Below are 18,724 nucleotides of genomic sequence, written 5' to 3' on the forward strand. Positions count from 1 at the left end.
ATAGAGGGACAAAGGCCCGAAAAAATTGGGTTTTCGACCGCGGCGGAGGCCTCTGCAGGCATAGCGATCGAATCTGGAGGGAAGCCCGAAAAAATTGGGTTTCGCCAAACGAACTCGGAGTCGGTGGCCTATGCGCCGGCGGGCTCTTAGAAGCCGCTGAGGAACCTCTTAGAGGAGCATCGGGCCGGACTTCCAGACGACCTCTCCCACCACGCGGAGAGGGTCCCGCTCCGACGGATGCACTACCTCCGGCTCATATCGGGGGTTGTCGCTGATGATCTTGAAGCCGCCTTTGACCAGCCGCTGGACGCGCTTGACGATCAGGCTGCCGTCGACATCGAGCACGTAGATGCGGGCGGAACGGACCTCATTCACCGAGATGTCGATCATCATGACGTCGCCATCGTTGATCGTCGGCGTCATGCTGTCGCCGGTGCCTTCCAGCAGCGCCAGGTTCGCGGGATCACGGCGCAGAACCGTGCGGATCCAGTCCTCGGAAAAGGCAATCCTTTCAATGATCGCGGTGTCGCCCCGCAGTATGGGGACGCCGGCGCTCGCGCGAGCGTCGTAGCGGCCGATCAGCACGGTCCCCCGCGGAGGCTTAACCAGCGCCTGCTGCAATTCGAGCTCGTCGGCGCGCACCATGACGGCCCTGAACTCATCACCAGTCTCGGCCATCCCGCGCTTCATGGGCCCTTCGCCGGTCGCGAGCCAGTCCAAGCTGACCTTAGTGGCCTGCGCCAACGCGATCATGTTGGCCGCCTTCATGTCGCGACCCGAGAGGTAGCGATTGAGGGTGTTTAGAGGCAGGCCCGAGGATCTTGAGACCGCGGCGTTGCCTCCGGCATCCCTCACGGCCTGTCGGAGCCGCAATGCCCGTTCGGCAATTGCACCTTCCGAACCGGGAACTGTCAAATCCTGATCGGCAGTCACATTGGGCCCCAAATCGTCCATAAATGCCATTCCAGACAAAGGCTTATACCCATTTCGGGACGCAAAACCTCAGAATGGCAACATGCAATTGCCGAAACGGGTTGAACGTCATACCCAAACGTGTATCTTCGCGCTCATGAACATGACCACCGACCCCGCCAGCAGGCACCGGGCGGTGGTCCTGCGGAGCGGGTTGATGGGGCGAGACAAGCCAACGAGCTGGCACCGGGAGGAGATCAAGGCGGCGCTGCGCGTGAAGCACGGCACCCTCGAACGCCTCTCGACCCGCTGGGGCTATTCGGCCTCCGCGGTCTCCGCCGCCATCAACGGCCGGCACTACCTGCCGACCATCGAACGGCGCATCGCCGCGGAGCTGGACCAGCCCCCGCACACCCTCTGGCCGGACCGCTGGACGCCCGAAGGCACCCCGCGATCCCGCGCCGATCGGAAACTTAGCCCGCCCCGCCTCGACACGCACCGTCCAAACGCGAGGGCCGCCTAGACATGCAGTTGATCCACATCGACCCCCGGGCCGTCGACTACGGCCAGCGCCTCCGGGAGATCGACCCCGACTGGACGGCCATCCTCGCCGAGAGCGTCCGGACGGACGGCATCAGGAGCCCGATCGAGGTCATGCCGGCCGATGAGGCCGGCCGCTACCTCCTCGTCTCCGGCGCGCACCGCACCAGCGCCGCCCTGGAGGCCGGGCTGACGGAGATCCCGGCCCTCCTCTTCGAGGGCACCGAGCTGCAGGCGCGGCTGCGCGAGGTCGAGGAGAACCTGGTCCGCCACGAGCTCACCGAGCTCGACCGCGCGGCCTTCCTGGCCCAGCACAAGCGGCTTTACCTGCTCCTGCACCCCGACACGAAGCAGGGCGGCGACCGCCGGCGGAAGCAAACGGACATCGATGTCCGTTTGGTCGAGCACCCCCTGGCCCAGAGCTTCTCGGCCGCCGCTGCCGCGAAGCTGGGCGTGGACGAGCGCACGGTCCGGCGCATCTCCAACCGCTATGAGCCGCTGGCCAAGCGCCCGGCCATCCTGGCGCGGATCAAGGGCACCTGGATCGCCGATAACGGCGCCGCGATGGACGACCTGATCGGCCGCGGCGCCGCGAAGCTGACCGAGCTCGAGCAGCATGCGGTGCTCGACATCCTATTGGAGCCGACGAGCAAGGTCAGGAAGGTCAACGACGCGCTGCGGCACATGCGGCGCCTCCCGCCGCCGGACGAAACAGCGATCCAGATCGAGCGGCTGAAGAACGCCTGGAAGCAGGCCAAGGCCCCCGCCAGGCGCGCATTCCGCGCCTTCATCGCCATGGAAGAGGAAGCCTGAGATGGCCGCAGACAAGCCCGAGTTCTCGCCCGGGCCGTGGCGCTTGGCGCCCGACAACACCCATCCCTGGGTCGTGGAGTGCCAGACCCGCTATCCCGGCATCTACGGCAGCGTCGCGACCGTCAGTTATCGGCCTAATGCCCAACTGGTCACCGCGGCGCCGGACCTGGTCGACCTCCTCCGAAAGGCCCTGCCCTTCGTCAGGGCGGCCATTGAGGGCGAAGACGCCCGCCAGCGCGCCGCGGCCAAGGTCGTGGAGCGCCGCATCTACGCCTTGCTCCGCAAGGCGGGCGCCTGATGGCCGAGAAACACACCCCGGGGCCGTGGTCGTTTGTGAACGGCAATGTCCCCCGCGTCGTCACCCGCGATAGCGCGATCTCAGTGGCGGGCATCCACCGTGTCGGCCGGTTCAGCGGCGGCACGCGGATGGATGAGGTGCGCGCCAATGGCCGCCTGATCGCGGCTGCGCCGGATCTGCTGGCGGCGCTGCAGGCATTTACGTCTGTCGTCGAGGGGTATTCGGAGCGCGAGATCGAACTCCGCTTCGATCCGGCATCATTCGAGCGACTTCGCGTGGCTCGGGCCGCCATCGCCAAGGCTCTCTCCTGATGGCGCTCCACATCCGCCATGCCGAGCTGCTGGCCGACGTCGCCTGGGCGATCCACGCCGTCTCGCCCGACCCAGCCGAGCCGAACGACATCGAGGCCGACCATGACCTGGTCCAGGACCTCTCCATGGACGGCCGGCAGATCGGGCAGGCGCTGGAGCTGCTGGAAGAGCGCCTCGGCCTCGTCCTGCCGCACTCGCTCGCCATCGACCTCGTGATCGAGGGCCCGACCGTCGGGCGCCTGACGCGCTGGCTCGCCAAAATCCAGGAGGACAAGCGCCATGCGTGACCCCTATGCCGAGGGTCGCCAGACCCTCGAGGACAAGCGCGGCAACGTGCGGCCTAGCGTCCTCGCCACGATCCGGGAATGGTCGCCGCGCCCGCCGGGCGCCGAGCCCGACGACGCCATGCGCCTCGACACCGATTTCGGGCTCTACGCGCCCGCGCTCCGGCAGGTCCTGGACGAGCTCGAGAGCTGCATGGGGGTGGAGTTCAGTCGCGAGGACGTCATCGCCATCGCGATGAATCCTTGCCTCGGCGCGCTCGTCGACCTGGTCGTGGACCTGATCGATGAATAGCCGGCGCGACGGGACCGAGTTCGATCCGCTGCGCTGGTGGCAGATACTCGCGGGCGGCCTGGGCGTCGCCGGCGCGACGCTGATGCTGATCTGGGCCTTCGCGATCCTCGGCTTCGCGCTGGAGGGCGGGCTTTGAGCATGGCGGACGCGCCGTTCGCCGAGCTCGTCGCCCTGGCGGGAGAGCTCGGCGTGACGATCGAGGAGCCAAAGCCGGTTGCATGGCCTCGGAACGTCTCCGAGCTCGGGGTGCTCAAAGACTGCCCGTTTTGCAGCAATCCCGACCTGGACCTCTATGCTGACCAAGGGGCCGAAGCCGCTCACATCTACTGCGAAGATTGCGGGGCGGAGGGGCCTTTCGCCGAGGATCCGTGGACAGCCGCGGAGCGGTGGAACCGTCGCCGCAAAGTCTTCCGGGCTTCCTCTGTGAGCAGCGCATCCTAATGCGCCGCCCCGCGCAACCCTCGCTGTTGGACTGGACGCCGCCGGAGACGGTGAAGGCGTTCCCGGCCGAGAAGGTGCGCGGCGCCACCCTGGCCGCGCGCATCGCACGCGCCGTCTCCGTTGCCCTGCAGGACTGCAAGCGGCCCCGCGCCGCCATCGCCGCCGACATGAGCGCCTGGCTCGGCGAGAAGGTCACCGAGCACATGCTGAACGCCTATGCCTCCCCGGCGCGCGACCAGCACACGATCAGCCTGCTGCGCTACCTCGCGCTCGCCCACGCCACCGACGACCGGCGCTTGCTGGAGATGTGCGCCGAGATGTTCGGCTGGGCGGTCATCGAGCGGAAGTACCTGGCGCACATCGAGCTGGCGCTGGCGCGCGAGCAGGAGGACGAAGCGCGCCGCATCGTCGACCGCGCGCGCCGCAAGGCCCTCGCCGCGGGAGGCTTGCGCTGATGCCCCGCGAAGGCAGCGCCCTCGACGGGCCGCTCTGGTTCACGGCGGCCGAGCTCGCCGACATGGCGCTGCCCGGCTTGCCCGCCACACGCCAGGGCGTGCAGCTGCAGGCCGAGCGCCTGGGCTGGAACGCGCCGGAGCGCGAGGGCGGCGCCTGGCGCGTCCGCCAGGGCCGCGGCGGCGGCGTCGAGTACCACCAGGCCGTCCTGCCGCTCGCCGCCCATGCAGCCCTGCTGCTGCGCCTGCAGGGCGAGCGCGCGGCCGTCGGCGCGCCGGGCGGCAGCGCCGAGCGCTGGGCCTGGTACGAGCGCCAGACGCAGAAGACGAAGGACCGCGCGGCCGAGCGGCTGGAGATCGTGGACACGGTCGACATGCTGATCAGCCACGGCACCGGCAAGATCCGCGCGGTCGAGCAGGTCGCGGCGCTGAAGGGCATCGCGCAGAGCAGCATTTTCGGCTGGCTCCGGTTGCTCGCCGGCGTCGCCCGGCCAGACTGGCTGCCCTACCTCGCGCCGGCCCATGGCGGCGGCCGCGGGGCCGCCGAATGCACGCCGGAGGCATGGGACGCCATTCGCGTCGACTTCCTGCGTCTCGAGAAGCCGGACTTCACGGCCTGCTACCGGCGCCTGAAGGGCCTCGCGGCCAAGGAAGGCTGGACCATCCCGCCGGAGCGCACGCTGCACCGGCGCATGATGGACATCCCAGAGGCGCAGCGCGTGCTGACGCGCCAAGGCGTCGACGCCCTCCGGCGCATGTTCCCCGCCCAGCAGCGCGATCGCGGCGTCTTCCACGCGCTGGAGGCGGTGAACGCGGACGGCCACACCTGGGACGTCATGGTCGAATGGCCGGGCGGGACCAAGGAAAAGCCCATCCGCGAGCGTCCCACCATGGTGGCATTCCAGGATCTCTACTCCGGGAAAATCCTCTCCTGGCGCGTCGACCAGACCATCTCCTGGCACACGGTTCGGCTGGCCTTCGGCGATGTCGTCGAGAACTACGGCATCCCCTCGCTCTGCTGGCTCGACAACGGTCGCGAGTTCGCCGCCAAGCGCATCACGGGCGGTCAGCCCAACCGCTATCGCTTCATCGTGAAGGAGGAGGAGCCAGAGGGCCTGCTGACCTCGTTGGGCGTGAAGGTCCACTGGACGACCCCGTATCACGGCCAGGCCAAGCCGATCGAACGCGCGTGGCGCGACTTCGCCACCGGCATCGCGAAGCACCCGGCCTTCGCGGGCGCCTATACCGGCAACAGCCCGACCAGCAAGCCCGCGAACTACGGCAGCAAGGCCGTGCCTCTCGACACGTTCCTGCAGGTCGTTGCTTCCGAAATCGCCGAGCACAACGCCCGCGTCGGCCGCAAGGGCGGCACGGCCATGGGCCGCAGCTTCGACCAGGTCTTCGCGGAGAGTTACGAGGCCAACCGGGTCCGAATCCTGCCGGCCAAGCCAGAGCAGCGCCGCCTCTGGCTGCTCGCGGCCGAGGCCGTGAAGGTCCGCTCGCAGGACGGCCAGATCCACAAGTGGGGCAACCGCTACTGGAGCGAGTTCCTGCACGCGCATCTCGGCGCGACGGTGACGGTGCGCTTCGATCCCGACGCGCTGGCCGAGCCCCTTCACGTCTACGCGACGGATGGCCGGTACCTCGGCGCTGCCGAGGCGCAGGAGATGGCCGGCTTCCATAGCGTGGCCGACGCCCAGAAGCAGGCCCGGAACTGGAAGGAATTCCAGCGAGGAACCCGCATCAGCGCCGATGCTCAGAAGCGCATGTCGCTCGACGAGCTGGTGCAGCGGTTGCCCCAGATCGAGGCAGCCGACCCGCCCGTCCCGAAGATCATCACGCCCTTCCGCGGGAACGCGGCGCTGCAGCCGCTGCCGCGCGAGGAGGAGGAAGAGGACGACCGGGCCGACGAGGCGCGCGTGCTGCGGGCGATCAGCCGTGGGCGCCCGCAATTCCGCATCGTCGAGGACGAGGACTGACCGCGGGGCCGTTGGCGCGGCCCCGCGGAGAGGAAGTGGACATGTTTGGAAGGGTTTCAGGATGACCGATCAGGAAGAGCCACGCAAGTTTTCGGAGGAGGAGCATGAGCGGCTGCGCCAGCAGGCGCGGGACATCATGCGGGCCGATCAGCTCACGCAGCAGGGCCTGAGCGACCTCGTGGGCATCCCCAACGGCACATTCTCCCAATGGGTCGGCGGCACCTACAAGGGCAACAACGACCGGATGGCTGCCGGCTTCCTGCGATGGCTGGAAACGCGGTCCCAGCGCATGCAGATCCGCGCGCTCCTCCCGCGCCAGCGCTTCGTGCTGACGCGAACGGCGGACGACATGCACAAGGTCTTGGCGCACGCGCAGCACCTGCCGGACATGGTCGTCATCACGGGCGCGCCGGGCATCGGCAAGACGGAGGCGGCCTGCGCCTACACGCGGACCAACGCGCACGTCTACAAGATCGTCTGCGAGCCCTCGATCGACAGCATCGGCGCGCTGCTGAGCACCATCGCCGCCGCGCTCGGCATCTACAACCGCGGGGCCCGCCACCACGTCAGCCGCGCCATCGCGACCAGGCTCAACGGCACCAATGCCCTCCTGATCGTGGACGAGGCGCAGCACCTCTCCTCCCAGCAGCTGGATCAGCTGCGGACCTATTACGACCAGTGCCGCATCGGCATCGCCCTAGTGGGCAACCCGGCCGTGATCTCGCGCCTCGAGGGCGGATCCCGCCGGGCAGATTATGCGCAGCTCTTCCGCCGCGTGGGCATGCGGCTGCGACGCGACCGGCCGCTGGCCGAGGACGTCACCGCGCTCCTGCAGAGCTGGGGCGTCGAGGATCCGGCCGTGCGGAAGAGGCTCGCCGCCGTCGCCCGGAAGCCGGGCGCGCTCGGCGTGATGCAGAAGGTCTGGCGGATCGCGGGGATGATCGCGTCCGAAGCCGATCGCGCCGTGAGCGTCGAGGACGTCGCCATCGCCTACCGGCAGGTCACGGACATGCCGATCCTGGACGACGCGGCATGAGCACGCTCCGCCAGCTGCGCGAGGATGTCGCGCGCCTTTCCCTCCGCGTCGCGCATCTCGAGGCGACGCGCGCCGCCACGCCCGTCTCCGCGATTCCCATGACGGAGATCCTCGCCGAGGTCTCCGCCGAGTTCGGGATCCCGGTCCAGGCCCTGGTCTCCCCCTGGCGGGGCGAGAACCTGGTCCGGCCCCGGCAGGCCGTCATGGCGCTGGCCCGGCGGCTGACGCCGCACAGCAGCATGCAGATCGGACGCGCGCTGAAGCGCGACCACACCACCGTCCTGCACGGCATCGCCGCCCATGAGAGGCGGGAGATCCAGGAGCCCGACTTCGCGGCCCGCGTGGCGGCCGTCTCAGAGCGTCTTCAGAGGAGGCTTACGCATGTCGGAGGGTGAGAAGAGCAGCGCGCCGGACAGCGACGTCGGCGGCATCGCGGCCGACCGGCTGCGCTCCATCGTCGAGCGCATCGAGCGGCTGGAGGAGGAGCGCAAGGCCCTCGCCGACGACATCAAGGACATCTACGCCGAGGCGAAGTCCGCCGGCTTCGATGTCACCGTCGTCCGGCAGATCGTCCGCCTGCGCAAGCAGGAGCCGGCCGAAGTCGAGCAGCAGGAGACGCTGCTCGACCTCTACCGCCGCGCGCTGGGGATGTGACCATGGCCGGCCCCCAGCCCATGCTCCTGGCCTGCGCCGCCCGGAATGGCGGCATCGTCATCGCGGAGGCGTGCCCGCCGGGCCTGGTGCCCTTCGCGCGCGACAACAACCGCCGCCGTCTGGAGATCGCCATCTGCCGGGCCAGCCGGCGCGTCCGGGGCAACCAGGTGGTCGTCCCCGGCCTCAGCGTCGAGATCTCGGACGAGCTCGCCAACCTGACGCTGCAGGAGTTCCGCGTCGCCGTGCACGAGCAGTTCGTCGAAGCGCGGATGCGCGAGAAGTTCTGCGGGACGGCGGCGGCATGAGCGCGCTCGACGATATCCAGCTCCGCCGCGCGCAGCTCGAGCTCTCCTTTCCGCCGGACCATGTGGACCGGTACCTGCCAAACGGCGAGCTCGCGCGCGTCGCCACCTGCTACGCGGCCCATGCGGCCGGCACCGTGAAGCTGGAGCGGGTTCCCAGCCAGCTGCACCGCTGGCTCTGGGTGCCGACCGGCTGGCCGCTGCATCCGCTCCAGTGGACGCCACATCGGGATACGCGCCGGACGCTGCTCGACGCCGCCGCCTATGCGCTGATCGAGCTCGACCGCCTCGATCGCCTGGCCATCGCGATGGCGCCGGCCCGCAAACGGAGGGCGTCATGAGCGAGGAAGACAAGGCCATTTACGAGCTGATGTCGGACCTCGCGCGCCACCTCAACGAAGCGCGCGTCTGCACGACAGTAGCGGTCCCTGCGGTGGCGAAGCTGCTCGGCCAGATCATCGCCGGTTCTGCGCAGGAGGGTCAGGTCGGCAACGTTCTCGACGCCGTCCTGCCGGTGGTCCGCCGCGAGGCAGAGCTGGCGTCCATGTACCTCGATATGGAAGCGCGTGGCCTGACCGCGCTGGTCCCGAGGTTTCCAGGGTGACCGACCTCCTCACCCCGCTCGATCCGCCGCCCGAGGACGTTGCGCGCCCCTCCGGCACGCTGCGCGGCGACGTGGCCGCGCTCGATGCGGCCGCCCGGAATGTCGAGGTGTGGTGCGGCGTCACGCTCGGCTGGCGCCGCTTCGGCGCGCCGGTCGGCGACGGGGCCAGCACCATCGTCGTGCAGTGGGGCCGCGTCTGGACCGGCCGCAGCTGGGACCTCGGCGAGGCAAAGTTCCCGCGCCGCGCGGACGACGACGCATGAACGCGATCGCGCTCCTCCGCCCCCGCTTGCCGTCGCAGGGCTGCATCTTCCGGCCGCGCGACGTCACGGCGATCGGCCTCGTGATCAACCGCCTCGCCGAGCTCGAGGCAGGGCCGCAGCTCGACGCGGACATCTTCCTCGCCATGGGCTGGCGCGTGCGCGCGCCGGCCACGCCGCGCGCCTCCTGGCTGGCCCGCAGCCCCTTCGCCACGCACTGGATGCCGTTGCCGCCCGTGAGCACGATCTCGGACGTCAGCCCTATCCTGCGCCGCCCCGGCTGGAATTACGGCACCCGCCACGTCGACGGGCACAACCACGGCTGGACCCGCCATCCCAAGGTCGACGCCCTCTTCTTCGATCAGCAGGACGGCACGACCGCCCAGGTGCTCTCGCGCGCGCTCCTGTTCTCGCAACGCCACGCCCTGATGACCGGAGATCCGTCATGATTCCTCGCGCTGCCTTCCGCGAGCTGGAGCTCGTAATGCGCGCGGCTCTGCGCGCTGAGCTGGCCCCGGTGCTGCAGGGCCTGGAGCAACTTGCGGTCATTCTCGCCTCGCCGCCCGTCGTCGTCACGGCCGCGCCAGAGGTCGGGCTCCGCGTTGAGGCCCTGACATCGACAATCCTTGCCATGAGCGGCCATGGCGCCTGCACGCACGACGGGCCGCCGCAGGAAGAGGAGGCGCCGGAACCAGGGCTGCCCGAGAATCCCGCTGAGGCCTTGGCGCGCGCGGCCGCTGCGCTGCCGCCCCGGTCTCGTCGCCGCTACACCGACGACGAGATGCGCGAGGTGAAGCGGGTCCTCGCCGAGACGAAAAGTCCGACCGCCACGGCCCATCGGCTCAGGATGCCGATCAGCAGCGTGCATTCGATGATCGCGACGGCCCGGTGGGCTCACCTCGACGGGGCATCCGAGAGCACGGTGCCAGCCGCGCCGCAGCCCACGGTGCCCCCCCCGGCAGTGGAAGCGCCACCCGCCCAGCCAGCGGTGGCGCCGGCGGAAGCCTCGCCCGTCCTCGACGAAGCGACGCTGCGGCGGCTGTGGGCGGACCCGTCCTGTCGGCGCGCCGACATCATGCGGAGCTATGCCGTGGGCGAGCTGGAGCTCGATCGCCGCGCACGCGAGCTTGGCCTAGGCGCGAAGGCGAGGCAGCACGTCCAGCCGGTTCGCATGCCGGAGCCGTCGTCGGAGGGGCTGGAGGCAGTGCCGGCCTCGGCCGAGGATGCGCGGGACTGGCTCTTCGCGCAGCTTCGGCGCGAGCGCATGTCGGAGACGGAGATCGAGCTCCGCATGCAGCAGGCCACCGCGAGGACGATCTTCGCGAGCTGCAACACCCGCCGCGTGAAGCTCGGGCTGCCGCCCTACGTGCAGCTGGAGCGTAGCGCGTGAGGCAGCGACCGCTCTTTCCCGTGAAGGCCCTCCCGCTCGCGCTGGAGGCGCCCTTCGACCGGTTCTGGAAGGCGTATCCGCCGCGCAAGCCGAACCCGCGCCTGGAGGCCGCCCGCGCCTTCGCCGCGGCTGTGAAGGCTGGCGCGGATCCCGCGCAGCTCGAGACAGCCGCGGCCGCCTATGCCGCGGAGGTCAAGGCGAAGGGGACGAACGAGGAGTTCATCGTCCACGCGCGCACATTCCTGAGCCAGGGCCGGTACCTCGACTATCTGCCGGAGCCCGGCGCTTCGTCGCCGGCGCCGGCGGCCGCGCCGGAGCATCCGCTCTGGCCGCATCTGCGCGGGCACGTGGATCTCCCGACCTTCCAGGCCTGGATCGGCAAGTGTGAGATCGTGGAGTTCTCCCAGGATCGCCTGACGCTCCACGCGCCGAGCTCCTTCGTCTGCGCTCGGGTCCGCGAGGTCTTCGTGCCGCTGCTGCGCCGCACGCTCGGCCGTGGCGGGACCTACCCCATCAACTGCTTCTTGCCGAAGGGACTCACATGAGCAGCCCTCGAACCGCGATGATCGCGAAGATCCACGTCGCGAAGAAGCAGCTCGCCCTCTCCGAGGAGAGCTACCGCGACGTGCTCGTCCGCGTGACGACGGTGGACAGCACCAGCCGCATGTCGGAGCGCCAGCTCGAGCGCGTGCTGAAGGAGTTCGGGAGGCTGGGATTCCAGCCGACGACGAAGCGCACCGGCACGTCGAAGCAGCAGCAGATCCGCATGATCCACGCCGTCTTCGCGGACATCGTGCGGCTCGGCGGCGTCGAGGCCGAAGGGCCGGAGGCGGCCGCGGCCGCGCTGCGGAAATTCTGCCAGCGACAGACGAAGACGCGGGCGAATCCGCAGGGCATCAGCGACGTGGCGTTCCTCGACAGCAGCTCGGCGAACCAGGTGCTGGAGGGGCTGAAGGCATGGCGCCGGCGCCTGCGGCACAAGCGGGCGGAGGCGGCGTGATGGGCGGTCGCCGCATTCTGTCTGACGGACAGATCGAGGAAATGTGCCGCCTTCGCGAGAGGGGTTGGGGAACTCGGAGGATTGCCGAACACTTCGCTAGCCAGGGCACGAAGATCAGTGTCGGCGCCATCGAGTGGCAGTGCCTTAAGAACGCCGCCGACACCACGCCCCGCCTTCGCGGCAAACACACGCGGGCCGGCGCTGCTTATCAGCGGGGCAAGCACATCGTGCGCCCGTTCACCCCGGACGATGATGCCCTGCTCCGTGTCCTGGACATGCAGGGCTTCAGTCTGACGGTCATCGGCCGACGCATGGACCGAAAGAGCAACAGCATTCGCGGCCGCCTGCTGACGCTCGCTCGGATGGATGCCCGGGCGGAAGAGGCTGCGTCGTAATGGTCGCCTACAACTTCCAGAAGCGCTTCGTTCCCTACATCGTCGCCGGCCTCGAGCCCGGTCCCTGGCTGCCCGGCATGAAGCGCCACACGCTGCGCCGGCCGCGCGCCGATGGCCGCCACGCCCGCCCTGAGCAGGCCCTGCAGCTCTACACGGCCCAGCGCACGCGTCATTGCCGGAAGATCGGCGACGCCGTCTGCCGCCTGCAGATGCCGGTCGTCCTCAATCTGGAATCCGGCGAGCTCGGCATCATGCGGGACGGCTTCGCGACGAGCAGCTTCGTCATGCAGATCGCCCCGATCGTCCTCGAGATCCTGGAGGCGCCGGCCGGCCGCCTCTTCTCGGGCGACGCCATGGACGAGTTCGCGCGGACGGACGGCTTCGCCGATCGGCACGAGATGGCGCGTTTCTTCGACGCGCCGGAGGACGGCCGCGCCTGCCACCTGCCGCTGGTCCTGATCGGCTGGGCGCCGATCGGCGCCCTGGAAGAGCTCGCATGAAGGCCGCCGAAGAGGCCGTGAAGCGGCTCGTCACCGAGATCTGGACCGCAGCGCGGGACCCCAGGGTGAACAAGGATCCGGCCGCGATCGAGCGCTGGCGCACTTATGGCATCCAGAAGGTCGAGGGGCTGATCGCTGCCGCTCAGGCCGAGGAGCGGGCCGAGTGGGCACGGATCCTCGACCTCTTGGCGCAGCCGTTCCACGACGCCTGCTCCACCTGGCCAGACGGTGGTGACAAGTCGCGGATGCTGGCGCCGGCCCGGGCCCTGGAAAGCGCCGCCTTACGCATGCGGCTGAACGAGAGAACCCCAGCATGACCGACGCCGACCTCCAGTCCGCGATCCTCGCGGCGCTCCAGGGCGGCGGCGTCAGGATGACCTACGTCGTTCGCAACATCGTCGCGGAATCGGCGAAGATCTCCCGGCGATCGCTCGCCACGGTCCGCGTCCGGACGGTACTCCGCAGGATGGAGAGGGACGGCTCAGTCAGCATGGTCGGGTGCCGATGGTCCGCGCACCTGGCATGGCAGATCGTGGACGAGGCTCACCCGCCGATCGGCGCGGTCCGTGCGATCTGCGCCGCGCTGCGGCAGTCGGAGAGGATCTGCTTCTGCGACTACGATTCCCGGCTCGGCCTGCCGTGCCAGTCGGCGATCGCCGGCGCCAGCGCTCAGCTGCGCTGGGGCGTGTCGTCGGACGGCTCGCAGCTGGCGATCGAGGGCCCCAAGGGGTGATCCTTGCCGCTGCCCTCGCGCTCCCTGTGGAACGCGGCCGCCTCGGCGTGCCGGCGGGCGGTGGCGATCATCTCCTGGTGCCGGCGCTGGATCTGGTGCCAGCGCCGCTCGATCTCGGGGCGGTCCGGCGGCGGCGTGAAGACCCTCTTGCACGCCTCTTCGGCCAGGACGGCCCGGGCCTTCACGTCGTCGGGCACCGGCCAGCCGAGGCGCCGGAACGCCTCCTCCTCGCGGACCTCACGGTCGAGGCGCAGGCGGCGGAGCCAGGATGTCTGCCATTCGCCGATCGTGCGGATCATGATCGGGACCTCGGCCCGGGCCAGCTCGTAGGTGCCCCCGGCCTCCACGTGCGCCCAGACGGCCACCTCCTCGGCCTGGGCGGGCTGCATGCCGATGCCCCGGGCCCAGCGGTACGCCTTGCCGACCGCCCTGGCCTGCGGTTTGGCCTCTTCCGGCAGGCACTCCAGCCGGACGGGACGGTGGCCTATGGGCTGGAGGCGGCCGGTATAGGTCTTCCCCATGCCTGTTCTCCTTCCTGCGAACGGAATGAGAACATAAGCCGGGGCGAACCCCAAGATGGGGGGTCAGCGGAGGCGGGTCAGCTCGGCGGCACCGGGGGGAAGCTGGCGCTGGGCGATCGTCGCGTGGGTACCGTCCGTGATGCCGAGGCTCTGGCCCTGCAGCGTGACGCAGCCCCGATCGACCTGGCCGCCGACGACGCGGCTGACCATCGGCCCGCACCACAGATCCTCGCCGTCACGATCGCGCACGCGGTCCTGCACCAGCATGGTGCCGGCCGGGAACTCCCAGCCGGTGTTGAGCGGCCCGGCGAAGCGCACCGTCTCGGTGAATCGCAGGGCGCGGTATCCCTCCGCTGGGCGCGTCACGAGGCTCGTGGGCTGGCTGCAGGCCGTGAGGAGAAGAGAGGAGAGAACGGCAACCCGTCGCATGACGTGCTCCTATGCGCGTATCCGCTCGATCATGATGCCTGTACGATCGCCAGGAAAGAACGGAGGCAGGGTAGACAGGTCGCCAGCGCGGATCTGGGCGTCGAACAAGGCGCCGATCTGACGCTCCACACCATCTTTTCGATCGTCCGCGAAGGAGAGCCGCAGGATCCATCGCGAGGGGCTAGTCGCCAGCCGGCGCCGATAGTTTTCGACATCGCGGAGATGGTAGGCTCGCATCTGGATGGAGTGGGCGAGGATAGGCGGCTTCTCCAGGTCGATCGTGGCCTCGTCCCTGGCCGCATCGGCTCGCGCGACCTCCCCCCACATGTAGGGCCAAGCTCCCCAGCCGCGAAAACGGTCGCGCCATCGGTCGAATTCGGGCCAGTCCCAGCGGCTCCCTTCCAGCACCGCACGCACCGACTTGTCCCGGTCTCTGGGATAAGCCGCCTCGGTTTCCATCATGGCGGTCAGCAGCGGCCCGCGAAGCGAATGCCGGATCGTTGTGCCACCGGCAAAGTGGTCGAAGGCGGCCTTCCACAGATCTGGCCGAAGGCCGAAACCCATCCGATCCTTCCCCTCGCGCTGATGCCGGACTTCGAGGCGAGTCAGCGCCAAATTGCAATGCCCTTGTAGTGCCCGATCTCGCCCTTCCCACGCTGCTGCGCGAGATCGCGGACGCCTTCGACCGTGACACGGCGCTGCTCCTGGCGCGCGAGTTCGGCGGGCGGGAGATCAAGCTGCCGTTGACGGCACAGCCGACGCACCCGATCGCGCAGCGGGTGGGCTTGCCGGTGCTGGCCTGGCTGGTGGAACATCGCACCCACCGCGTGGTCATCCCCATGGGGCCGCGCCACGCCGATCGGGCCCGGGCGGCGCACCGGCGCACCGAGGTCGCGCGGCGGACGCGGGAGGGCCAGAGCTGCGCGGCGATCGCCGCGGAGCTCGAGATGCACGAGCGGAGCGTGCGGCTGATCCGCCAGAAGCTCCGCGACGCCCGGCAGATGGATCTCTTCGACCGCCTCTGAGGCAGGCCCGGAACCGCTTCCGGGCCGATGGATGTTCCGACGCGCGCGATGGTGCGGCCTCCCTTCCGGTTCGCAAGAGGCGCTTCAGCGTGGAAAACCAGCATCGTCTGATCAAGGGCTATCGCGACCTCAGCCCGGCGGAGATCGCCGCGATGAACGCGGTGAAGGAGCACGGCGAGATCACCGCCGGCCTGATCGACAAGGTTCGCGATGCCGGCGGCGACCCGCGCTGGATCGCCATCGCGCAGACGCAGCTGCAGCTCGGCCAGATGGCCCTGGTGCGCGCGGTCGCCAAGCCGGAGAGCTTCTGATGTCGCCCCAGCTGCTCCTCGCCCTGACGGTGCGCCCCACGCTGGCCTGGCTCTCCACGCTGTGCGCCATCCCGCCCAGCCCGCAGGCGGAGCGCATGCTGCTGGCCATCGCGCTGCAGGAGACGGCGCTCGCCGCGCGGCGGCAGTCCGGCAACGGCCCGGCCATGGGCTTCTGGCAATTCGAGCGGCTCGGCGGCGTCGCCGGCGTGCTCTCCCACCCCGCCACGAAGAAGCACGCCTCGGCGATCTGCGACGCGCTGATCGTGGCGGCGGACAAGGATGCCGTCTGGGCCGCGCTGCAGCACAACGACGTGCTGGCCTGCGCCTTCGCGCGGCTGCTGCTGTGGAGCGACCCGAAGGCCCTGCCGCAGAGCGTGGACGAGGGCTGGGCCTACTACCTGCGCTGCTGGCGCCCGGGCCAGCCGCACCCGGAGAAATGGCCGGCCTACTGGGCGCTGGCCGACCGCGCCGTCGCCGGCCCGGAGGCGGCATGACCTTCGGCACCGCCCTGGCCGTCCTGATCCTCGCCATCGCCGGCGCGGTGGCCTGGCTCGTCTGGCGCGACCGCTACCTGCCCGTGCCGCCGCGACCCGCGCCGGACGAAGACTTCTGGGGGAACTGACGATGAACGATCTGACCAACGCTGCGCTGCAGCTCGCGGCGCTCGCGCTGACGCTCTTCGGCAGCTACGCGCTGACCCGCCTGTCGAAGTGGCTCGACCTGAAGCAGGACGGCGAGGTCCGCGGCTATCTGCAGGATGCTCTGGGCATCGCGGTGGATGCCGGGAAGAAGCGCCTGGAACTGGCGATCGCGGGCGCTTCACCGGAGCAGGTGGAGGCGCTGCGGGCCGAGCTCGTCGGACAGGCCGCGACCTATGTCGCGGGCAAGGTGCCGGACGCCTTGAAGCACTTCGGCATCAACGACGCGGGCCTGCGCGACATGATCGACAAGCGGCTGGAGCCGCTGATTGCCGCGCTGCCGGCTCCGGCCGCGAGGTGACGCCTTGATCGTCGAATACGCCCTCCGCTCGCAGGTGCTGATCGTCTTCTTCCTGGGGATGATCGTCACCGTCATCGGCGTGGCCGTGCGCGCCAAGCTGGCCGAGGCGATCAAGGGGAAGGCCGACCAGGCCGATCTCCGTGCGATCGAAGCCAGGACGGCGGGCACGGAGACCCGTCTGCTCGCGATCGAAGGCAGCCTTCGGCACATGCCCTCGCGCGAGGACATGCAGCGCCTCGAGCTCGCCTTCGCCGACCAGCGCGGTGATTTCCGGGCGATGACCGAGCAGATCAGGGGCACCCACGAGACGATGAAGGGCGTGATGCGCCGCATAGAGCTCGTGGATGAGTTCCTTCAGACGGTGCGGGGCGGCAAGTGAGCGTCTGGGATGCCGCGAAAGAGCTCGACCGCCGGCTCTCGATCCTGCTGCTGCTCGCCCAGGACGCGCAGGGCAGCGCCAACGAGATCCTGCTGCAGGACGCGCTGCCCGGGCTCGGCCACAACCCCAGCCTCGACATGCTGCGCGCGGACCTCATCCATCTCCGCGACGTCGGCACCGTCGCGCTCGCCGCGCCCGGTGGAATCACCACGGCCCAGATCACGGCCCGCGGCCTGGATGTCGCCGCCGGCCGGACGATCGCGCCCGGCGTGAAGAAGCCGAGGATCGGCGTCTTTCCGCCTCCGGCCGCCTGATGGCCGCGCAGAAGTCCTCCATCGCCCAGCTCGACCCGAAGCTGAAGGACGCGATCGACGCCGCGATCGCCGGCGGCCGCGTCACGATCGACGATCTGGTCGCCATGGTGCGGCAGGCCGGCGGTCAGGTCAGCCGGTCGGCGATGGGCCGCTACAGCGCGAACCACGCGCAGGCCCTGGCGGAGTACCGCGAGGGCCAGGCGCTCGCCAGCCAGTGGATGGCGGAGCTGAAGCAGAACCCGAACGGGGACATCGCGCAGCTCGTGGCGCAGCAGCTCAAGATGCAGGCCCACCGCATTATCGTCGACCGGGATCCGGGCGCGCCGATGGAGATCGGGGCGGTGGGCGGCCTCGCGAAGGCGCTGCGGGATCTCGCCCTAGGCGACAAGACCCGCGCGGAGCTCCGCAAGGGCATCGAGGACGCGCTGGCGAAGGCGTTCGACGCCGCGGCCGAGCGCGAGAGCAAGGGCAAGCCGGACCTGGCCGCCGCGCTCAAGCGCATCCGCGAGGACGTCTACGGGCTGAGGTCGCCCTGATGTCGGACCGCCCCTTCGTCTGGATCCTCACCCCCGGCGCCGCCGAGCCGCAGCCCTTCCGCTTCGTCGACGACGGCGGCCCCGTGAACCTCGGCACGCCGGCGCAGCGCATGCATCTCCACTTCGCCTGGGACGGCGCGGATCAGCTGCACCTGGTCAGCGGCACGGACGCGGAGATCGAGATCCTGGACCAGACGATCGGCGGTCTCCTCGAGGGGATGCTGCAGGCGACGATCACGGATGCCCAGATGGACCTCATGCCGCGCGACCGTCCCGTGACCTTCGCCTGGTGGCGCGAGATCATCGGCGAGGGCCCCATCCCCGAGTTCAGCGGCCAGGTCGGGTTCCGGACGATCCCGGGAGGCGGCGCGTGACGGACTGGCGCATCCTCCCCTCGGCGGGCTCTCCGCGCGGCGTCGTCGAGGTCTACAAGCCCGGGGACAACCGCATCCGCCTGGCGGCCGCGGCCGCGGCGGCACGCGCCGAGGCGGCCGCGGCCACGCTCGAGGGCGTGGCCGCGCTGCGGGATATCCTGGACAACACGGAGACGGCGCGGGACGCGGCGGCGTCCAGCGCCACCGCGGCCGCGGGCAGCGCGACGGCGGCGGCGGGCAGTGCGGGCACCGCCGGCACGGCGGCGACGGCGGCCGGCGGCTCGGCGACGGCGGCGGCCGGAAGCGCCACGGCGGCCGCAGGCTCGGCCACGGCGGCCGCGGGCAGCGCGGGCACAGCAGCGGGCGCGGCGGGCGACGCCGCCGGCAGCGCGAGCGCCGCGGCGGGCTCGGCCGACGACGCGGCGGGCAGCGCCGCCACGGCCGGCACGGCGAAGGACCAGGCGGTCGCCGCGGCAGGCGAGGCCGCGACCTCGGAGACCAATGCCGGTGCCTCGGCGACGGCGGCCGATGCCTCGGCCGATGCGGCGGCGGCGAGCGCGAGCGCCGCGGGCGGCTCGGCCACGGCCGCGGCCGGCAGCGCTGGCACGGCAGGCACGGCCGCGACGGCGGCGGGCAGCTC

38 protein-coding genes and 1 pseudogene are annotated in these 18,724 nt (G+C 70.3%); 35 read left to right on the top strand and 4 right to left on the bottom strand.

The genetic code is table 11. The annotated features are described in order from the left end of the window. Positions 1–168: 168 nt before the first annotated feature. On the bottom strand, positions 169–954 hold the full coding sequence (locus tag AC1ROY_RS21545; protein WP_493150939.1) for a LexA family transcriptional regulator: 786 nt from the start codon (positions 952–954) through the stop codon (positions 169–171). Between the two features lie 115 nt (positions 955–1,069). Between AC1ROY_RS21545 and AC1ROY_RS21550 the strand changes: the two genes are divergently transcribed. The 25 genes from AC1ROY_RS21550 (at position 1,070) to AC1ROY_RS21670 (ending at position 13,196) form a co-directional block, all read left to right on the top strand. Next, complete coding sequence (locus AC1ROY_RS21550) at positions 1,070–1,435, top strand: helix-turn-helix domain-containing protein (RefSeq protein WP_493150940.1); 366 nt, start codon at positions 1,070–1,072, stop codon at positions 1,433–1,435. 2 nt (positions 1,436–1,437) lie between these two features. Then, positions 1,438–2,265 (top strand): ParB N-terminal domain-containing protein, encoded by an 828-nt coding sequence (locus AC1ROY_RS21555; protein ID WP_493150941.1) that lies wholly within the window; start codon positions 1,438–1,440, stop codon positions 2,263–2,265. A 1-nt stretch (position 2,266) separates the two neighbouring features. Beyond that, positions 2,267–2,563: an XkdD/Y8K6 family phage-associated protein gene (locus tag AC1ROY_RS21560; protein ID WP_493150942.1), complete on the top strand. Its 297-nt coding sequence runs from the start codon at positions 2,267–2,269 to the stop codon at positions 2,561–2,563. Next, the gene (locus tag AC1ROY_RS21565) at positions 2,563–2,874 is read left to right on the top strand and encodes an XkdD/Y8K6 family phage-associated protein (protein WP_493150943.1); all 312 of its coding nucleotides are present in this window, start codon (positions 2,563–2,565) and stop codon (positions 2,872–2,874) included. The genes AC1ROY_RS21560 and AC1ROY_RS21565 overlap by 1 nt, the downstream gene beginning before the upstream one ends. Further along, a complete protein-coding gene (locus AC1ROY_RS21570) occupies positions 2,874–3,161 on the top strand; it encodes a hypothetical protein (RefSeq protein ID WP_493150944.1) in 288 nt (95 codons plus the stop codon). The genes AC1ROY_RS21565 and AC1ROY_RS21570 overlap by 1 nt, the downstream gene beginning before the upstream one ends. Next, complete coding sequence (locus AC1ROY_RS21575) at positions 3,154–3,450, top strand: hypothetical protein (RefSeq protein ID WP_493150945.1); 297 nt, start codon at positions 3,154–3,156, stop codon at positions 3,448–3,450. Before AC1ROY_RS21570 ends, AC1ROY_RS21575 begins: the two co-directional genes overlap by 8 nt. Next, entirely contained in the window at positions 3,443–3,586 is a 144-nt protein-coding gene (locus tag AC1ROY_RS21580) for a hypothetical protein (protein ID WP_493150946.1), read from the top strand. The genes AC1ROY_RS21575 and AC1ROY_RS21580 overlap by 8 nt, the downstream gene beginning before the upstream one ends. Positions 3,587–3,588: 2 nt before the next feature. After that, positions 3,589–3,891 carry a Lar family restriction alleviation protein gene (locus AC1ROY_RS21585; protein WP_493150947.1) on the top strand — a complete coding sequence of 101 codons (303 nt, stop codon included), beginning with the start codon at positions 3,589–3,591 and terminating at the stop codon, positions 3,889–3,891. Further along, a complete protein-coding gene (locus AC1ROY_RS21590; RefSeq protein WP_493150948.1) occupies positions 3,891–4,346 on the top strand; it encodes a DNA transposition protein in 456 nt (151 codons plus the stop codon). The genes AC1ROY_RS21585 and AC1ROY_RS21590 overlap by 1 nt, the downstream gene beginning before the upstream one ends. Continuing rightward, positions 4,346–6,322 carry a transposase domain-containing protein gene (locus AC1ROY_RS21595; protein WP_493150949.1) on the top strand — a complete coding sequence of 659 codons (1,977 nt, stop codon included), beginning with the start codon at positions 4,346–4,348 and terminating at the stop codon, positions 6,320–6,322. The genes AC1ROY_RS21590 and AC1ROY_RS21595 overlap by 1 nt, the downstream gene beginning before the upstream one ends. 61 nt (positions 6,323–6,383) lie before the next feature. After that, positions 6,384–7,358: an AAA family ATPase gene (locus AC1ROY_RS21600; protein ID WP_493150950.1), complete on the top strand. Its 975-nt coding sequence runs from the start codon at positions 6,384–6,386 to the stop codon at positions 7,356–7,358. Continuing rightward, complete coding sequence (locus AC1ROY_RS21605; protein ID WP_493150951.1) at positions 7,355–7,753, top strand: helix-turn-helix domain-containing protein; 399 nt, start codon at positions 7,355–7,357, stop codon at positions 7,751–7,753. Before AC1ROY_RS21600 ends, AC1ROY_RS21605 begins: the two co-directional genes overlap by 4 nt. Then, positions 7,740–8,012, top strand: coding sequence for a DUF2312 domain-containing protein (locus AC1ROY_RS21610; protein WP_493150952.1), 273 nt, complete (start codon positions 7,740–7,742; stop codon positions 8,010–8,012). The genes AC1ROY_RS21605 and AC1ROY_RS21610 overlap by 14 nt, the downstream gene beginning before the upstream one ends. Before the next feature lie 2 nt (positions 8,013–8,014). Then, a complete protein-coding gene (locus tag AC1ROY_RS21615) occupies positions 8,015–8,317 on the top strand; it encodes a hypothetical protein (protein WP_493150953.1) in 303 nt (100 codons plus the stop codon). Next, positions 8,314–8,655, top strand: coding sequence for a hypothetical protein (locus AC1ROY_RS21620; RefSeq protein ID WP_493150954.1), 342 nt, complete (start codon positions 8,314–8,316; stop codon positions 8,653–8,655). The genes AC1ROY_RS21615 and AC1ROY_RS21620 overlap by 4 nt, the downstream gene beginning before the upstream one ends. Beyond that, complete coding sequence (locus tag AC1ROY_RS21625; protein ID WP_493150955.1) at positions 8,652–8,918, top strand: hypothetical protein; 267 nt, start codon at positions 8,652–8,654, stop codon at positions 8,916–8,918. Before AC1ROY_RS21620 ends, AC1ROY_RS21625 begins: the two co-directional genes overlap by 4 nt. Further along, the gene (locus AC1ROY_RS21630; RefSeq protein ID WP_493150956.1) at positions 8,915–9,181 is read left to right on the top strand and encodes a hypothetical protein; all 267 of its coding nucleotides are present in this window, start codon (positions 8,915–8,917) and stop codon (positions 9,179–9,181) included. The genes AC1ROY_RS21625 and AC1ROY_RS21630 overlap by 4 nt, the downstream gene beginning before the upstream one ends. Beyond that, entirely contained in the window at positions 9,178–9,627 is a 450-nt protein-coding gene (locus AC1ROY_RS21635) for a hypothetical protein (RefSeq protein WP_493150957.1), read from the top strand. The genes AC1ROY_RS21630 and AC1ROY_RS21635 overlap by 4 nt, the downstream gene beginning before the upstream one ends. After that, positions 9,624–10,568 carry a hypothetical protein gene (locus AC1ROY_RS21640; RefSeq protein WP_493150958.1) on the top strand — a complete coding sequence of 315 codons (945 nt, stop codon included), beginning with the start codon at positions 9,624–9,626 and terminating at the stop codon, positions 10,566–10,568. The genes AC1ROY_RS21635 and AC1ROY_RS21640 overlap by 4 nt, the downstream gene beginning before the upstream one ends. Then, positions 10,565–11,113: an LvrA C-terminal domain-related protein gene (locus AC1ROY_RS21645; protein WP_493150959.1), complete on the top strand. Its 549-nt coding sequence runs from the start codon at positions 10,565–10,567 to the stop codon at positions 11,111–11,113. Before AC1ROY_RS21640 ends, AC1ROY_RS21645 begins: the two co-directional genes overlap by 4 nt. Then, complete coding sequence (locus AC1ROY_RS21650) at positions 11,110–11,568, top strand: phage protein GemA/Gp16 family protein (protein ID WP_493150960.1); 459 nt, start codon at positions 11,110–11,112, stop codon at positions 11,566–11,568. Before AC1ROY_RS21645 ends, AC1ROY_RS21650 begins: the two co-directional genes overlap by 4 nt. Continuing rightward, entirely contained in the window at positions 11,568–11,963 is a 396-nt protein-coding gene (locus AC1ROY_RS21655) for a hypothetical protein (protein WP_493150961.1), read from the top strand. The genes AC1ROY_RS21650 and AC1ROY_RS21655 overlap by 1 nt, the downstream gene beginning before the upstream one ends. Then, positions 11,963–12,463, top strand: a complete 501-nt coding sequence (locus tag AC1ROY_RS21660) for a hypothetical protein (RefSeq protein ID WP_493150962.1) — start codon at positions 11,963–11,965, stop codon at positions 12,461–12,463. The genes AC1ROY_RS21655 and AC1ROY_RS21660 overlap by 1 nt, the downstream gene beginning before the upstream one ends. Then, positions 12,460–12,780, top strand: coding sequence for a hypothetical protein (locus AC1ROY_RS21665; protein ID WP_493150963.1), 321 nt, complete (start codon positions 12,460–12,462; stop codon positions 12,778–12,780). Before AC1ROY_RS21660 ends, AC1ROY_RS21665 begins: the two co-directional genes overlap by 4 nt. Further along, positions 12,777–13,196: a hypothetical protein gene (locus AC1ROY_RS21670; RefSeq protein ID WP_493150964.1), complete on the top strand. Its 420-nt coding sequence runs from the start codon at positions 12,777–12,779 to the stop codon at positions 13,194–13,196. Before AC1ROY_RS21665 ends, AC1ROY_RS21670 begins: the two co-directional genes overlap by 4 nt. Here AC1ROY_RS21670 and AC1ROY_RS21675 read toward each other — a convergent pair. The 3 genes from AC1ROY_RS21675 to AC1ROY_RS21685 form a co-directional block, all read right to left on the bottom strand. Further along, positions 13,133–13,717 carry a hypothetical protein gene (locus tag AC1ROY_RS21675; protein WP_493150965.1) on the bottom strand — a complete coding sequence of 195 codons (585 nt, stop codon included), beginning with the start codon at positions 13,715–13,717 and terminating at the stop codon, positions 13,133–13,135. The two genes, AC1ROY_RS21670 and AC1ROY_RS21675, sit on opposite strands and share 64 nt — an antisense overlap. 63 nt (positions 13,718–13,780) lie before the next feature. Then, on the bottom strand, positions 13,781–14,146 hold the full coding sequence (locus AC1ROY_RS21680; protein ID WP_493150966.1) for a hypothetical protein: 366 nt from the start codon (positions 14,144–14,146) through the stop codon (positions 13,781–13,783). A gap of 9 nt (positions 14,147–14,155) precedes the next feature. Further along, the gene (locus tag AC1ROY_RS21685; RefSeq protein ID WP_493150967.1) at positions 14,156–14,710 is read right to left on the bottom strand and encodes a hypothetical protein; all 555 of its coding nucleotides are present in this window, start codon (positions 14,708–14,710) and stop codon (positions 14,156–14,158) included. Between the two features lie 68 nt (positions 14,711–14,778). Between AC1ROY_RS21685 and AC1ROY_RS21690 the strand changes: the two genes are divergently transcribed. From AC1ROY_RS21690 to AC1ROY_RS21735, 10 genes and pseudogenes are all read left to right on the top strand, one after another. Then, a complete protein-coding gene (locus tag AC1ROY_RS21690) occupies positions 14,779–15,171 on the top strand; it encodes a hypothetical protein (protein WP_493150968.1) in 393 nt (130 codons plus the stop codon). Between the two features lie 89 nt (positions 15,172–15,260). After that, the gene (locus AC1ROY_RS21695; protein ID WP_493150969.1) at positions 15,261–15,482 is read left to right on the top strand and encodes an Acb2/Tad1 domain-containing protein; all 222 of its coding nucleotides are present in this window, start codon (positions 15,261–15,263) and stop codon (positions 15,480–15,482) included. Then, positions 15,482–15,976 carry a hypothetical protein gene (locus tag AC1ROY_RS21700; RefSeq protein ID WP_493150970.1) on the top strand — a complete coding sequence of 165 codons (495 nt, stop codon included), beginning with the start codon at positions 15,482–15,484 and terminating at the stop codon, positions 15,974–15,976. The genes AC1ROY_RS21695 and AC1ROY_RS21700 overlap by 1 nt, the downstream gene beginning before the upstream one ends. Then, entirely contained in the window at positions 15,973–16,104 is a 132-nt protein-coding gene (locus AC1ROY_RS21705) for a hypothetical protein (protein WP_493150971.1), read from the top strand. The genes AC1ROY_RS21700 and AC1ROY_RS21705 overlap by 4 nt, the downstream gene beginning before the upstream one ends. Positions 16,105–16,106: 2 nt before the next feature. Then, positions 16,107–16,481 carry a hypothetical protein gene (locus AC1ROY_RS21710; RefSeq protein ID WP_493150972.1) on the top strand — a complete coding sequence of 125 codons (375 nt, stop codon included), beginning with the start codon at positions 16,107–16,109 and terminating at the stop codon, positions 16,479–16,481. Positions 16,482–16,485: 4 nt separating this feature from the next. After that, positions 16,486–16,860, top strand: coding sequence for a DUF2730 family protein (locus tag AC1ROY_RS21715; protein WP_493150973.1), 375 nt, complete (start codon positions 16,486–16,488; stop codon positions 16,858–16,860). Continuing rightward, on the top strand, positions 16,857–17,174 hold the full coding sequence (locus tag AC1ROY_RS21720) for a VpaChn25_0724 family phage protein (protein ID WP_493150974.1): 318 nt from the start codon (positions 16,857–16,859) through the stop codon (positions 17,172–17,174). Before AC1ROY_RS21715 ends, AC1ROY_RS21720 begins: the two co-directional genes overlap by 4 nt. Continuing rightward, positions 17,174–17,710, top strand: coding sequence for a phage protein Gp27 family protein (locus AC1ROY_RS21725; protein ID WP_493150975.1), 537 nt, complete (start codon positions 17,174–17,176; stop codon positions 17,708–17,710). The genes AC1ROY_RS21720 and AC1ROY_RS21725 overlap by 1 nt, the downstream gene beginning before the upstream one ends. After that, entirely contained in the window at positions 17,710–18,084 is a 375-nt protein-coding gene (locus AC1ROY_RS21730) for a hypothetical protein (protein ID WP_493150976.1), read from the top strand. The genes AC1ROY_RS21725 and AC1ROY_RS21730 overlap by 1 nt, the downstream gene beginning before the upstream one ends. After that, positions 18,081–18,724, top strand: a pseudogene (locus AC1ROY_RS21735) (hypothetical protein); the annotation flags it as partial. The gene AC1ROY_RS21730 and the pseudogene AC1ROY_RS21735, both read left to right, overlap by 4 nt.

The sequence above is a fragment of the Roseococcus sp. GW821-FHT12F05 genome, assembly GCF_058806835.1.